Origin of the sequence: Mycobacterium sp. Root265 (assembly GCF_001428895.1) — a bacterium.
GTDB lineage: Bacteria > Actinomycetota > Actinomycetes > Mycobacteriales > Mycobacteriaceae > Mycobacterium.
The window spans coordinates 662499-676467 of the sequence record NZ_LMJA01000031.1 but is presented as its reverse complement, the minus strand read 5'-3'; the positions used below and the strand labels follow the sequence as shown (position 1 = coordinate 676467).

Here is a 13969-nt window from a genome sequence, read left to right as displayed (position 1 = left end):
TGAAAGGTAGGAGATCAGATGGACCACCTCGACTTTACGGTTGCCGACGGTATCGGCACCCTCGTCATCAATCGACCGGAGGCGCGAAATGCCTTCACCATGAGCATGATCAGGGACTGGGAGGAGATTCTTCGGTGTTGTCGGACCGATGACGACGTGCGGGTAGTCGTGCTGACCGGAGCAGGCGACCGTGCGTTCTGCGCCGGAATCGATCTGGCCTGGCTCACCGACCCGTTGACCCCCCTTGAACGAAAGACGGACCTGCATGCCGGGATTCAGCGGATCGCCCTGGCGGTCGAGGATCTCGGAAAACCGATCATCGCGGCGATCAACGGGGTGGCGGTCGGTGCAGGCCTGGACATGGCCCTGATGTGTGATCTTCGGGTGATGTCGAGTACGGCCCGGGTGTCCGAGGGTTACGTCAAGCTCGGGCTGGCACCCGGTGGCGGAGGCGCGTACTTCCTGCCACGGCTGGTCGGCCTGGCCAATGCGCTGGAGCTGCTGCTCACCGGGGAACCGGTGGATGCCGAGGAGGCCCTGCGGATCGGACTGGTCAATCGTGTGGTTCAGCCGCACGAACTGCTCGACGCGACCATGACTCTGGCCCGGTCCATCGCCGCCAATCCGCCGGCGAGCGTGCGGATGATCCGGCGGGTCACCAGACAGTCGGCAAGTCTGGAGCTGCGGCCGGCGTTGGACATGGTGTCCTCCCATGTCGCCGTGCTGGCCACCACCGATGATGTCGGCGAGGCCCTTTCGGCGATGACACAGCGCCGGGCGGGTGATTTCACCGGCCGATAGGCCGATCTGACGTCAGCTGACTGCCGAATAGGGCCGAACACCAACGGTGTTCGGCCCTATTCGGTATGGCTGGCGACAACTGGTCAGGGTGTCCCGTTCTTCCAGGTCGGGTCGTTGAGCACCTCGTCGCGGCTGGCGTCGAGTTCTTCTCCGGTCCACCGAATCGACCCGGGGGTGCGGCCGAACCGGGGAACCACCGCGGGCATCCGCATCGGGCCGTACAACGGGTCCTGCACCGTTTCGATGGTGCCCCGCGCCCGATAGTGGGCATCGGCGAAAATGTCGGCGGCGTCGTACTCGACGCAGTAGGCGACGTCGCTGTCATCGCAGATGCGGATCAGTTCTGCGGTGGTGTGACCGTTCACCCAGGATGCCAGGATCGCGTCGAGCTCTTCTCGGTTGGCGACCCGCAGTGAGTTCGTCGCGAACCGGTCGTCGGTGGCCAACTCCGCGCCACCCACGGTCTGCAGCAACCTCTCGGCCACCGGCTGTGTGCTGGCGGTCAGGGAGAACCATTTTCCGTCAGTGGTTTTCCAGGTGCCAACCGGTGCCACATAGGTGTTGGAGGTGCCCTCCCGGCCAATCACCCTGCCTTCCTGGTCGAAGGTGGCGGTCATCAGTTCCATCAGACGAAAGCACGCCTCGTACAGGGCCAAGTCGATCTCCTGGCCTTCGCCGGATTTCTGCCGTTCCAGGCAGGCTGCCAGCACGGCGGCGGTGCCGGTGAGGGCGCCGAAGTAATCGCCGACCGGGATGCCGGGGTGGACGGGCGGCCGGTCGGCAAACCCGTTCACCGAGGAGAATCCACTGAAGGACTGGGCGATCCGCCCGAACGCCCGGCTCGCCCGGTTCGGCCCGGTCTGGCCGAAGCCGCTGACGCGCAGCATGATCAGTCCCGGGTTGATCGACCGCAGTGTCGGATAGTCCAGTCCCCAGCGTTCCATGGTGCCGGGAGTGAAGTTCTCGATGAAGATGTCGGCCGATTGCACCAGCGTCAACAGCACATCGCGGTCGGTCTGCTCATGCAGGTCCAGGGCGATTGAACGCTTCCCGCGTCCGTTGATCTTCCACCACAGCGGTGCGCCGGAGTGTGATCCGAGTTTGCGGATCGGGTCACCGACACGTGGTTGTTCGATCTTGACGACGTCGGCTCCCCAGTCGGCCAGATAGGTACCGATCATCGGGCCCGCGACGAGCTGGCCGATATCGAGTACTTTCAGTCCCAGTAGTGGGCCGCGAGCCTCGGTTCGGTGGTTCTGCGTCGTCATCGTGTCTCTTTCGCCGTGAGTATGATTGGGATGGCGCGCATTCGAAGGCAACCATCATCCCGTCAGCAGGCTAGCGGTGGTTGCCGACGGCGAAAATGGTTGCGATGCCACTACGGTCAGGACCCGGCGCGCATCCGCGGGTCCACCGTATGGGCATTGGTGATAGTGGGCGGTATACCATGTCGCGATCCCTCACCTCGGATAGATTCGGCTTGTGGACAACCCTTTTCGGGACGCAGCCGCAATCGTCGGTGTCGGGCGTACGGAGTACTCCAAGCGCTCGGGCGTCTCCACGCTCACCCTCGCGGTGCGGGCCGTCAGCGCCGCGCTCGCCGATGCCGGGCTGACCGCCCGTGACGTCGACGGCGTGGCGTGTCACCGTATCGCCGACTCGGCGGACCCAGCACTCGTAGCCCAGGTGCTGGGTATCGCCGATGTGAGGTTCATTCGAGATGTGTTCGGTGGCGGAAGTTCCTGTATCGCACCGCTGGCCGCGGCGGCCACCGCGGTGGCCACTGGGCAAGCCCGCTGCGTGGTGGTGTGGCGGGCGCTGAACGCGCGTTCGGGTCCACGTATGTCGGGTGCGGGGGCCATGACCGGAATGTCCTCCGATGCGCAGTACTGGTTACCCTATCAACACGTTTCCGCGCCGGCGCAGTTCGCCATGTTCACCCGCGCCTACATGCACCGGTACGGCCTCACCGAGGAGGATCTCGGCACGGTCGCGATCAACCAGCGCGACAATGCAGTTCGCAATCCGGCAGCGATGATGCGGCAACCGATCAGCATGGACGACTATCTCGGCTCACGATGGATCTACGAACCACTGCGGCTGTTCGACTGCTGTATCGAATCCGATGCAGCCGTCGCATTGGTCGTGATGTCGTCGGTACAGAGTCGAGACACCAGGGCGCTGCCGGTCACCATCTGTGCCACCGCATCGGGTGGGGGCAGTCAGTTGGCCTCCAATCACCGTTCGGATATCACCCTTTCGGGAGCAACCCGGATGGCGCCCCGGCTGTACGAGGCGGCTGGGATGAGCCCCGAGGACATCGATGTTGCCGAGTTCTACGACGCGTTCAGCTCGCTGGTGCCGTTACAGCTGGAGGCATACGGGTTCTGTGAACCCGGCGAGGCGGCATCGATGATCGCGGCGGGGGAGACGAGGATCGGTGGTCGGCTTCCGGTCAATACGCATGGTGGTCACCTGTCCGAGGCATACGTGCACGGCCTCAACCATGTCGTCGAGGCGGTACGGCAATTGCGCCAAGAATGCGGTGACCGGCAGGTGGCCGGTGCCGAGGTGGCGCTGTCGACCGCACAACCGGGGATCAACAGTGGTATCACCGGGGCGGTCATCCTGAAGCGGGGAGGGTAGCCACTATGACCGAACATCCTCTGGCCGACGCCGATTCGGCGCCGTGGTGGGATGCGTTGGAGCGGGGCGAGTTGCTTGTCCAGGATTGCGCTCGCTGCCGGCGGCTGCGTTGGCCTGCCCGCGCGGTGTGCGGTGACTGCAGCTCTCTGGAGTGGAACTGGCTTGCGGCGAGCGGTAGCGGCACCATCGCGTCGTGGACCGTGGGCCACCGGCCCGGCGCCGATTCGGCGCGCTCGGTGGTCGTCATGGTCCGGCTCGATGAACAGGACGACCTGCTGATGCCCGGGTACATCGACGGACCGGCCGACGGCCGAGGTCTGCGGATCGGGCAGTCCGTCGAGGTCGGGTTCGACGAAGTCGAGTTCGGGTCGCAGGGCTGGCGGGTGGCGGTCCTGCGCTGGCGCCTGCGGTGACCGGCCGATGTCAGCCGGCCAATAGAGCCTGCATGCGTTCCCGAGATTCGTTGTCGGCGAGCATGTGCACCATCAACAACATGTTCGGGTGCTCCAGCGGGCGCAGTTGCATCAACCGGGCACGCACGTGACCGACCCGAGGGTGGTCGATCGTTTCGACATGGTCTGCGACACCCTGAACTTCGTGGCGTTCCCAGATGTCATGGAAGAAGCTGCTTTCGGCGGTGAGTGTGTCGACGACTCTGGCGAAGTGCGGATCACCGGGGTACTTGGCGGCTTCGGCGCGGAATCGGCCGGCGGCGCGGCGCGTCTCCAGTTCCCAATCCACAAGGCGGTCGCGTATTTCCGGACACATGACCTGGATCCACAGGCCGTTGCGATGTTCCGGTGTCAAGGTCGCGGGGTCGACGAACAGCTGAGCATAGGCGCGGTTCCAGGTCACCAGGTCGGTGGCAGGCAGCATCAGGTGCGCGGGGTTGGGCAGCAAATTGTCGACCAGAGCCTTCATGCTGGAACCGATGTCATGCGCGTCGACGTAGGTGGTGCGCGACGTGACTCCGGCGAGCCGGCGCAGATAGCTGTGCCCGCTGTCATCGAGTTGCAGTGCGCGGGCCAAGGCTTCGATGACCTGCGGGGTGGTGTGGATATCGCGAGCCTGCTCCAGCCAGGTGTACCAGGTGACACTCACCGCCGCGGTGTCGGCGACCTCGTGCCGGCGCAGTCCCTTCACGCGTCGGCGTCCGCGTCGCGGAATCCCGATGTCCTCGGGCTGCAGCGACTCCCGCCGGGCGCGCAGGAACGCCGCTAGCGAGTTGCGCCGGGCTTGGTCCTCCGTGGTCCGGCTGCGGCCACCCGTGGTGACAAGCTGCGGCATAAGAGGTTCGGTGCCGACAGTCGGCGCGGGACCGGGCAGAGTCAGGGTGTAGTCGTCCATGGAGCAGTCTCCTCGTCGCGGGGGCTGGATCCGTCCGAGGGACTCGGGCGGTGAGGGGTTTGCGAACCGGGCCGCGCCGACAGGTGCGGTGGCGTCCAGGGGCGGATGGCACCGGGCGAACGCCACGGGCCTGCGGGATGACCGATCCGGCGACATCCACGCCTTGCCTTGTGTGTTGAACACCGTTGTTCACGATAGTGAGACTACACTACACCGAGTAGTTTAGTTTGATATTCGTCACATTTTGGAGTTGATTCAGCAGATGACCACCACGACCACCGGCACGAGCCGTCGCGGCCGATCCGAGATAAAGCGTCACGCGATTCTCGACGCCGCTCAGGAGCTGTTTCTCACCGCGGGTTTCAAGTCGACCAGCGTTGACGCGATCGCGGCCCGCGCCGGTGTGTCGAAGCGGACCGTGTATGACCACTTCGGCGACAAAGAGAACATCCTTTCCACGATCGTCGAAAGGCTCACCGATGGGGTGTTGGCGACCGTGGCGGCGGCGCTAACCGACGAAATGCCGACGGGATGTGATCTGCGTGCCGGACTACTGGCGTTCGTGCGGCGAGTCGCAATGGAGGCGCTGCCCTCGACCGACTACTTGCAATACCGCAACCTGGTGAACGCGGCATCTGGGGGCAGCCGCATACTAGGGCCCAAGTACAGCACTCCGATGGAGCTGTTCATCGAGCGGATGACGCAGTTCGCCGAGGAGGGCGCCATCCGCACCGATGCCCCTCACCGGGCGGCCGAGCATTTCATCGCGCTGACGATCCTGCTGGTGCAGGACACCGTCGACGCGTCGGCCGCATCTGCCGGAGATGCCATCGATTCGATTCTCGTCGACGGTGTCGATGCCTTCATTCGGGCCTACACCTGAGTGGGAGCCATCACCGTCGATCAGTCATCGATGGTGATGGCTCGCTTCGGGCATGCATTGATCGCTTCATGAACCTCGGTGCGCATGGTTTCGGGCGGGTTGTCGTCGATGACATAAAGCAGTTCGTCCTCGCGCACCTCGAATATCTCCGGTGCGGCGAAGCAGCACAAGGCATTTGACTCACACAGATCGTAGTTCACCGAGATCTTCATGGCTGTGATCGTGCCGCAATCGGCCCTGCTCATCGAGACCGAGGCGATGAGAGTATCGCCGGCACCACTTAGACGAGTTCGACGATGGTGGCATTGGCCGTCCCACCACCCTCACACATCGTCTGGAGCCCATATTGAATTCCTTTGTCGCGCATGTGATGAATCATCCTCGTCATCAGCACGGTGCCAGATGCCCCGAGCGGATGGCCCACCGCGATGGCGCCCCCGAGCGGGTTCAGGCGTTCTTCGAGTGCGTCGAAGTTCTGCTGCCAGGCCAGTGGTACGCAGGCAAACGCCTCATTGACCTCGAACACGCCAATATCGGAAATACTCAGTCCTGTTCTCCGGAGCAGCTTCTCGGTGGCGGGGATCGGCCCGGTCAGCATCTGCACGGGGTCCGAACCTGCCACGACGCCTGTGTGGTAGCGGGCGATGGGTGTCAGTCCGAGTTCACGAGCCTTGGCGGCGCTACAGATCAGGGTGGCCGACGCGCCGTCGGAGATCTGCGAGGAATTGCCCGCGTGGATGACACCGTCGGCCTGGAATGCCGGTTTCAGGCCCGCCAGAGATTCAGCGCTGGTGCCACGGCGCAACCCCTCGTCGGCCGAGAAGTCCGGCTTGTCCGGTAGGGGGGCCAGTTGGGTGTCGAACGCACCAGCGTCGATCGCCGAGGCCGCCAGCTCGTGCGAACGGACCGAGTATTCGTCGAGGCGCTTACGGGTCAGCGCCCAGCGCTGCGCGATCAACTCCGCGCCTAATCCCTGATTGAAATCCTCGTTCGGGAAACCCCCGTCGCGTAACTCGGATTGATACCGCTGCCGTGCGCGTGGGCCGAACGGCCGGCCGAGATCGCGCCCGGCACCCAGCGGCACGCGACTCATCGACTCGACACCGCCGGCCACCACCATGTCGTAATGCCCCGAACGGACCAGGGCCGCAGCGAAATCGAACGTCGATTGGCTAGAACCGCAAGCCCGGTTGACGGTCACCGCGGCGACGCCCTCCGGCCAACCGGCGGCCAAGACCGAGTAGCGACCGATCTGGGCGGCCTGATCGCCCACCTGGTTCACGCAGCCCCACAGCACATCATCGACCATCGCGGGGTCGATACCGGTGCGTTGTGCCAGCGCGCACAAGACATGCGCGGACAGATCGGCGGGGTGCACATCGGCGAGAGACCCATTGCGTTTACCGATGGGTGTACGTACCGCATCGATGATCACGGCCTCGTGCATATGTCCTCCAAATTGTGTTGTGACGCGACGGATCGTGCCGCCGGCCCGGCGGTCGGCGACGCCATTGTCGGTGATCCGCCAATACCGTTGCGGTACAGCACCTCTAGGTGCGCCACAGATGCGCGTGGTGATGCTACTCGGCTGGCCGTCGGTCAGTGTGGTGCCGAGACTGCCAGGCCGTGCCAACGACGACGCAGCGTGGCAGTGCTGCTGATGGCATGGTCGCAATCTGTTCCGTGCGGTCCGGTGATGGCAATACTGAACGGGACTGACGGAGGTTATATGAGCGACAAAAATCGCGATTCGGGTGTTCTTCTGGTGGAAGGCACCGGCAGTGTCCGGACCGTAACGATGAACCGGCCGGATTGGATGAACGCGGTCAACGAGGAGTTGCATTCGGAACTGGCGGATGTCTGGGCCGGACTGCGCGATGACGACGAGGTGGGCGCGGTCGTGCTGACGGGAGCCGGTAGGGCTTTCTCGGCCGGCGGCGACATGGATTTTCTCAACCGCGTCTCCAACGATCCGGACTTCCGCTACCGGAGCATGGCCGAGGCACGCCGCATCGTCACCGAACTGATCGCCTTCCCCAAACCCGTCATCGCCGCCGTCAACGGACCGGCCGTCGGCCTGGGTTGCAGCCTTGCGGTGCTGTCCGATGTGGTGTTCATGAGCGAGCGGACGTTCATGGCGGATCCGCACGTAACCCTCGGGCTCGTGGCCGCCGACGGCGGTGCGCTGGCCTGGCCGTTGGTGATGAGCATGTTGCGTGCCAAGGAGTATCTGCTCACCGGCGACCGCATCGACGCCGCCACGGCTGAGCGCCTGGGGATGGCGAACCACGTGGTGCCCGCCGAGGAGGTGCTGCCCAGTGCACATGCCTTGGCCCGAAGGCTGGCAGACCAACCGAAGCAGGCGCTGCGGGACACCAAGCGCGCGCTCAACATGCACGTGACCGCCGCTGTCGGCAACGTGATCGACTTCGCCTTCGCAGCGGAAGCCGAGACGTTTGCCCTACCGACGTTCCGCGAACAACTGGACAGCTACACCACCGACCGAAACATCGGCAACTCAAGGGCCGCCGCGTCGTCCTGACGTGACCAACAATCGAAGGAGAGAAGATGACTGACATTTCATTGGACTGGCTGGTCTCCGTCGACGACCATGTTCTGGAACCGCCGCACGTGTGGCAGGACCGACTTCCGGCGAAGTTCAAGGAGGCCGGCCCGCGCATCGTGAATGACGCCGACGGCGAAGCGTGGGTGTTTGAAGGCAAGCGCAAGCCCACCACCGGGCTCTCCGCTGCGGCCGGGAAGAAGCGCGAGGACTTCAGTCCGTTGCCCATCACCTACGCCGATATGCGGCCAGGGTGCTACGAGCCGAACGCGCGAATCGAGGACATGAACCGCGCCGGTGTGCTTGCCTCGCTGTCGTTTCCGTCATACCCGCGCTTCTGTGGACAGGAGTTCACCGAGGCAGAGGACCGTGAGCTCGGGCTGCTGTGCGTGCAGGCCTACAACGACTGGATGATCGAGGAGTGGTGCGGGGCAGCTCCGGACCGGTTGATTCCGTTGGTGATCCTGCCCCTGTGGGATCCTGGGTTGGCCGCCAGGGAGATCGAACGCACCGCAGCGATGGGTGCAAAGGCGATCGCCTTCAGCGAGAATGTCTATCAGCTCGGGTTGCCGTCCATCCACGACCGCAGCGGGTACTGGGAGCCGATGATCGCCGCCGCCAATGACACCGGGATGCCGCTCTGCATGCATCTGGGCTCGTCCTCGCAGCTGCCCGCAACATCTCCTGATATGCCCATGCTGGGCGTGATCGCGCTTTCCCCGGTGGCGAGTACCGCTGCGGCCTGCATCGACTGGCTGTTCAGCCCTTGGCTGCCGAAGTATGAGAATCTCAAGCTCTGCCTGTCCGAGGGCGGGATCGGCTGGATTCCCTACGTCATTGAGCGTTGTGACCACGTGGTAGAGGTTCAGCGTGGCTGGGCGGCCAAGGACGGTTTCAGTGCGGACGACTATCTCAAGGGCTGGGGTGGGGACGAGAGCAACTCCGGTGGACTGGATCTCTCGGTCATGCCCTCGGAGCTGTTCCGCAAGCACATCTTCGGCTGCTTCATCGAGGACTCGTTCGGGGTGGCGTCCATCGAGAAGATCGGTGTCGACAACGTGATGATCGAGACCGACTACCCGCACACCGATTCGACGTGGCCCAATTGCATCGAGGTGGCGCATAAGGAGCTGGCGGGGCTCTCCGATGAGGTGAAGCGAAAGGTCATGCAGACCAACGCATCACGGGTGTTCAACTTCGCACTGCCCGAGCCTCCCGCGATCAGGAAGTGACTGCGGGCCACCACCGCAGGGTGGACGTGTGGCTGTCGCTGCCGTTCCTTCCCGCGGAGGGTCTGGTCGCGCTCGCCCTCGCGGCCGAGCGGGCCGGGGTCACCGGGGTGGCGCTCTCCGAACACCCGGCCGTGCCCGCGGCGTTTTCGTCCCCGTATCCATACGGAGGCGGTCGACCGGCCAGCCTGCCGACCGACACCCTGCTACCGGATCCGATCGTCGCAATAGCAGATCTGGCGGCACGGACGTCGAGCATCCGCTTCATGACCGCTGTGCTGCTCGCGCCGCTGCGTCACCCGGTGATGCTGGCCAAGGAGACCGCGACCGTTGCGGCAATGGCCGGCGGCCGGTTCGAGTTGGGGGTGGGCGTCGGATGGCTCCGTGAGGAATACGAGGCGCTCGGCAACGAGTGGTTCTCCTCCCGTGGCGCTGTGCTGGACGAGATGCTGGAGCTGATTCCGAAACTGTGGACCGGCGCACCGGTTGCGCACCAGGGTCGCTTCTTCACCTTCGATGCCGTTGCCGTCAATCCCACCCCGCCACGGCCGATCCCGGTCTTCGTCGGGGGGACATCGGGGGTGGCGGCCCGGCGCTGTGCCGCCGTCGCTGATGGCTGGGTCGGCGCCAACCACACCGTCGACGATGTGGCAGCGATGATGGGAAGGCTGGAGACTGCACGGTCCGCCCTCAACGCGCCGTCGCGTCCGTTCACGACCCGCACCGGGCTGCGTGGCGCCGTCACACCGGAATCGGTGCGGGCGTTACGGGATATGGGAGTGGATTCGTTGCTCCTGGCCCCCTGGCAGGTGGGGGAGCGGCGCCCCTCGATCCACAGCCTCGACGTCGATGCGATTGCCGAGGCATTGCCGAACATGGTCGACATGATCACGAACACATAGGAGTTTTCCGAGTTGAAGCGAACCCTCTTTGATGACGAGCATGAGATGTTCCGGGATTCCGTCAGGACATTCATCGGGCGCGAGCTCACCAAGGACTTCGAGCAGTGGGAGCGGGCAGGAATCATCGACAAGGCGGTCTTCACCAAGGCCGGGGCCGCCGGAATACTGGGTGTGGCCGTCCCCGAACAGTTTGGTGGCGGTGGCCTTTCGGACTTCCGGTTCAATACCATCTTCCTTGAGGAGGTGTGCCGGGCAGGTGTGATGAACGCCGGGCTGGGCATCTCCAACCATGCTGACGTCGTGGTGCCGTACATCATCAAGTACGGCACCCCTGAACAACAGCAGCGCTGGTTGCCCGGGCTGGCCTCCGGCGAGCTCGTGGGCGCCATCGCGATGACCGAGCCCAATACCGGCTCGGACCTTGCGGCGATCTCCACCTCCGCGGTTCGCGACGGAGACTCCTACGTGCTCACCGGCAACAAGGTCTTCATATCCAACGGGATCAACGCAGATCTCGTCATCGTGGTGTGCCGCACCGGGTTCGATGGACCTGCGCAGCGAAACCTGAGCCTGCTCGTCGTGGAGGCAGATCGCGCGGGATTCAGCCGTGGCCGCAATCTGGACAAGGTCGGCCAACACTCTGCCGATACCGCGGAACTGTTTTTCGACAACGTGGTCCTGCCGGCGGACAACCTGCTCGGCGAGCAGGACCGCGGCTTCTACCAGTTGATGAGCATGCTTCCACAGGAACGGCTTTCGATCGCGGTGACGGCCCTGGCACACGCGCGGGCCGCGTTCGACGAGACCTTGACCTACTGCAAGACCCGGCACGCGTTCGGCCAACCCATCGGATCGTTCCAGAATTCCCGGTTCCAGCTGGCGACCATGCGCACCGAGCTCGACGTCGCGCAGGCCTTCGTCGATGCTCAACTGACCGCACATCTGGCCGGCGAGCTGACCGGGGAGGAAGCGGCGCAGGCCAAGTGGTGGTGTACCGACCTCAACAGCCGGGTGTTGCACACCTGCGTCCAGTTGCACGGCGCGTACGGTTACATGGAGGAATGCGCCGTCGGGCGGGCCTGGCGCGACGGCCGGGCGATGGCCATCTACGGTGGCACAAACGAGATCATGAAGGACATCATCGGCCGACGGATGCTCGGTGTCTGATGGATTTGAGTAGTACCGGGCTGCGGGTCGAGCGTCGCGGCCGTACCGCGTGGTGCACTGTGGGCAATCCCGATCGGCCCCACACCGTGTCGGATGCCATGTACGCCGGCCTCGGCCGGCTCATCGAGAAGGTAGAGGCCGATCCCGATCTCGATGTACTGGTGGTGACCGGCAGCGGTGATGTCTTCATCGCCGGTGGCGATCCGGCCGCGCACACCCAGGACGGCGCCGATGGCGAGGATGTCGAGCTCCCGTTCCCGATATTGCACCGTACCGGGATTGCCGTCATCGCCGTGATCAACGGACACTGCCAGGCCAGTGGCGTCTGGTTTGCCGTGCTTGCCGATGTGGCGGTGGCCAGCGACCGGGCTCGGTTCCGGCTGCCGGAACTTCGCCTCGGCGTCGCCGCGCCGTGGAGTTCGGCGATACTGCCCGCCGTGGTGGGCCTGGCGCGTGCCAAGGAACTCGCTCTGACCGCACGCTCGTTCTCGGCCGACGAGGCGCTCTCGATGGGTCTCATCGGCAGGGTGGTGCCGCATGACGAACTCGAAGATGCGGCCGAGCGTATCGCTGCCGATCTCCGCGAGACCGGTCCTGCGGCCCGCGCAGCCTGGAAAGCAGCTGCACACCAGCATATTCCGTTGGTCGATGATCGCAGCGTGGGCGCCTCGATCAGGACTGCGGAGGCCCACGAAGGATTCACCGCATATGCCGAACGTCGGCCACCGGTCTGGTCGCCGCGGCACCCAGGAAGCAAGGATGCACAAAGAGATGTCTGATGTGTGGTTCGGACCGCGGAATGACCCCAGCGTCGTCGGGTTGCTCCGCGAACGTGTCGATGAGGTGGGCGATGAGCTGTTTCTCGACTTCAGCGGGCAGGAGCACACCTATCGCCAGATCTTCGAGCGTGCCGCTGCGTTCGCGGCAGGGCTGGGCAAGGCCGGGCTGATGCCGGACCAGACGGTGGCCACGATGCTGGACAACAACGTGGACGCGGTGTCGCTGTGGTTCGCCACCAACCTGCGCGGCGGTATCTGGGTCCCGGTGAACACGGCCCTCAAGGGCAGCTTCCTGGCGCATGTCGTCGCGGATTCCGGCGCCCGGATCGTGGTCTGCGAGGCGGACTTCGTCGACCGGTTTCGTGCCGAGATAGCGAATCTTCCTCAACTGGAACGCATCCTGGTACGCGGCGCCACCGCGTGCACCTCGATCGGTACGGTCCCGGTGGAACCGCTGGCCGACTACCTGCTTGAGCCCGACGAAGACGCCCATGTGGTCCGGGGCGCGCGTGATACCGCGCTGATCATCTACACCGGCGGAACGACCGGTCCGTCAAAGGGCTGCGTGATCTCCAACGGGTACGTGTTCAACTCCGCCCGCGGATTCATCGAGCAGTGCGGGCGTCAGGAGGGCGAGCTCAACTGGAGCCCGCTGCCGATCTATCACTTCAATCTGGTCAGCGGCACGGTCGTCGGGACCATGCTGCTGCGCAGTGCGGCCTCGATCGCGGGCCGGTTCTCGGTCTCGGGTTTCTGGCCGGAGATGCGGCGCTGTGGCGCGAGCGTGGTGAACCTGCTCGGATCGATGGGTTCGCTGATCGCCCGGATGGACGACACCCCGGAAATGGCCCTGTGTGACGGCCAGATCCGTGTCGTGCACGGTGCGCCGTTTCCGGCCGAGCTCCAGGACATCTGGCGCTCACGATTCGGTGTGCAGGTGGTCGGAGGCAACGCCTACGGGCTCACCGAAGGATTTCCGCTGACCACTCTGCCCGCCGGCATCGCGGCACCGCCGGGAAGCTCCGGTAAGGCCAACACCGAAAGTTTCGACGTCCGGATCTTCGATGACGGCGACCGCGAGGTGGAGCCCGGTGCGATCGGTGAGATCGTCTGCCGTCCCAAGCGGCCGGGGGTGATGTTCGAGGGCTACTGGGAGCGGCCGGACGCCTTCGCGGCCGCAATGGGGAACCTGTGGTTTCACACCGGAGATCTCGGCCGTTTCGACGAGGACGGTTTCTTCTACTTCGAGGACCGCAAGAAGGACTACCTGCGGCGTCGCGGTGAGAACATCTCCAGCCAGGAAGTCGAGCAGGTGATCCTCGGTCATACCGCGGTCGCCGAGGTGGCCGTGCATGCGGTGCGCTCCGAGGTGACCGAGGACGATCTCAAGGTGACCGCGGTGCTCAAGGCCGACGCGCAGCTCAGCGAGATCGAGCTGTTCGAATGGCTCAAGGACCGGATGCCGTACTTTGCGCTGCCTCGCTATATCGAGTTCCGCATTGCGCTGCCGGTCAGTGCGGTCGGCCGCGTGCACAAGTATCAACTGCGCGACGAGGGCGCCACGGCGGCCACCTGGGACCGGGAGAATGCGAACGTCAGCTGGGACCGGCGATAACCAGGCGACAGCGCTGTGGCCCCGTCCGGATTCGGGC

General features: G+C 64.7%; 14 protein-coding genes. 10 read left to right on the top strand and 4 right to left on the bottom strand.

Annotation, left to right across the window (positions count from 1 at the left end; genetic code table 11):
- Positions 1-18 precede the first annotated feature (18 nt).
- Complete coding sequence (locus ASE48_RS29035) at positions 19-801, top strand: enoyl-CoA hydratase/isomerase family protein (RefSeq protein WP_057170600.1); 783 nt, start codon at positions 19-21, stop codon at positions 799-801.
- Positions 802-884: 83 nt separating this feature from the next.
- On the opposite strand, the gene ASE48_RS29030 is transcribed toward ASE48_RS29035, so the two are convergent.
- Positions 885-2069, bottom strand: a complete 1185-nt coding sequence (locus ASE48_RS29030) for a CaiB/BaiF CoA transferase family protein (protein WP_082614486.1) — start codon at positions 2067-2069, stop codon at positions 885-887.
- A 214-nt stretch (positions 2070-2283) separates the two neighbouring features.
- Here ASE48_RS29030 and ASE48_RS29025 point away from each other — a divergent pair, with 214 nt between their 5' ends.
- Together ASE48_RS29025 and ASE48_RS29020 are read left to right on the top strand one after the other, a co-directional pair.
- Positions 2284-3447, top strand: a complete 1164-nt coding sequence (locus ASE48_RS29025) for a thiolase C-terminal domain-containing protein (RefSeq protein ID WP_057170598.1) — start codon at positions 2284-2286, stop codon at positions 3445-3447.
- A 5-nt stretch (positions 3448-3452) separates the two neighbouring features.
- Positions 3453-3860 carry a Zn-ribbon domain-containing OB-fold protein gene (locus ASE48_RS29020; protein ID WP_057170597.1) on the top strand — a complete coding sequence of 136 codons (408 nt, stop codon included), beginning with the start codon at positions 3453-3455 and terminating at the stop codon, positions 3858-3860.
- A gap of 10 nt (positions 3861-3870) precedes the next feature.
- On the opposite strand, the gene ASE48_RS29015 is transcribed toward ASE48_RS29020, so the two are convergent.
- Complete coding sequence (locus tag ASE48_RS29015; RefSeq protein WP_057170596.1) at positions 3871-4794, bottom strand: helix-turn-helix transcriptional regulator; 924 nt, start codon at positions 4792-4794, stop codon at positions 3871-3873.
- Between the two features lie 262 nt (positions 4795-5056).
- Between ASE48_RS29015 and ASE48_RS29010 the strand changes: the two genes are divergently transcribed.
- Positions 5057-5677 (top strand): TetR/AcrR family transcriptional regulator, encoded by a 621-nt coding sequence (locus ASE48_RS29010; RefSeq protein ID WP_057170595.1) that lies wholly within the window; start codon positions 5057-5059, stop codon positions 5675-5677.
- A 20-nt stretch (positions 5678-5697) separates the two neighbouring features.
- Here the strand turns inward: ASE48_RS29010 and ASE48_RS29005 are convergent, their stop codons facing one another.
- Positions 5698-5889: a ferredoxin gene (locus ASE48_RS29005; protein WP_057170594.1), complete on the bottom strand. Its 192-nt coding sequence runs from the start codon at positions 5887-5889 to the stop codon at positions 5698-5700.
- A gap of 68 nt (positions 5890-5957) precedes the next feature.
- Positions 5958-7124: a thiolase family protein gene (locus tag ASE48_RS29000; RefSeq protein ID WP_057170593.1), complete on the bottom strand. Its 1167-nt coding sequence runs from the start codon at positions 7122-7124 to the stop codon at positions 5958-5960.
- Between the two features lie 198 nt (positions 7125-7322).
- Here ASE48_RS29000 and ASE48_RS28995 point away from each other — a divergent pair, with 198 nt between their 5' ends.
- Genes ASE48_RS28995 through ASE48_RS28970 form a run of 6 tightly spaced genes read left to right on the top strand, consistent with a single transcriptional unit; the run spans position 7323 to position 13932 of the window.
- The gene (locus ASE48_RS28995; protein ID WP_235571643.1) at positions 7323-8219 is read left to right on the top strand and encodes an enoyl-CoA hydratase/isomerase family protein; all 897 of its coding nucleotides are present in this window, start codon (positions 7323-7325) and stop codon (positions 8217-8219) included.
- A gap of 26 nt (positions 8220-8245) precedes the next feature.
- Positions 8246-9472 carry an amidohydrolase family protein gene (locus ASE48_RS28990; RefSeq protein WP_057170591.1) on the top strand — a complete coding sequence of 409 codons (1227 nt, stop codon included), beginning with the start codon at positions 8246-8248 and terminating at the stop codon, positions 9470-9472.
- Entirely contained in the window at positions 9469-10371 is a 903-nt protein-coding gene (locus ASE48_RS28985; RefSeq protein WP_162264288.1) for a TIGR03619 family F420-dependent LLM class oxidoreductase, read from the top strand. The genes ASE48_RS28990 and ASE48_RS28985 overlap by 4 nt, the downstream gene beginning before the upstream one ends.
- A 12-nt stretch (positions 10372-10383) precedes the next feature.
- Positions 10384-11538 (top strand): acyl-CoA dehydrogenase family protein, encoded by a 1155-nt coding sequence (locus ASE48_RS28980; protein WP_057170589.1) that lies wholly within the window; start codon positions 10384-10386, stop codon positions 11536-11538.
- The gene (locus ASE48_RS28975; RefSeq protein ID WP_162264287.1) at positions 11538-12317 is read left to right on the top strand and encodes an enoyl-CoA hydratase/isomerase family protein; all 780 of its coding nucleotides are present in this window, start codon (positions 11538-11540) and stop codon (positions 12315-12317) included. Before ASE48_RS28980 ends, ASE48_RS28975 begins: the two co-directional genes overlap by 1 nt.
- Positions 12310-13932 (top strand): AMP-binding protein, encoded by a 1623-nt coding sequence (locus ASE48_RS28970; RefSeq protein WP_082614482.1) that lies wholly within the window; start codon positions 12310-12312, stop codon positions 13930-13932. Before ASE48_RS28975 ends, ASE48_RS28970 begins: the two co-directional genes overlap by 8 nt.
- The last annotated feature ends 37 nt before the right edge of the window (positions 13933-13969 follow it).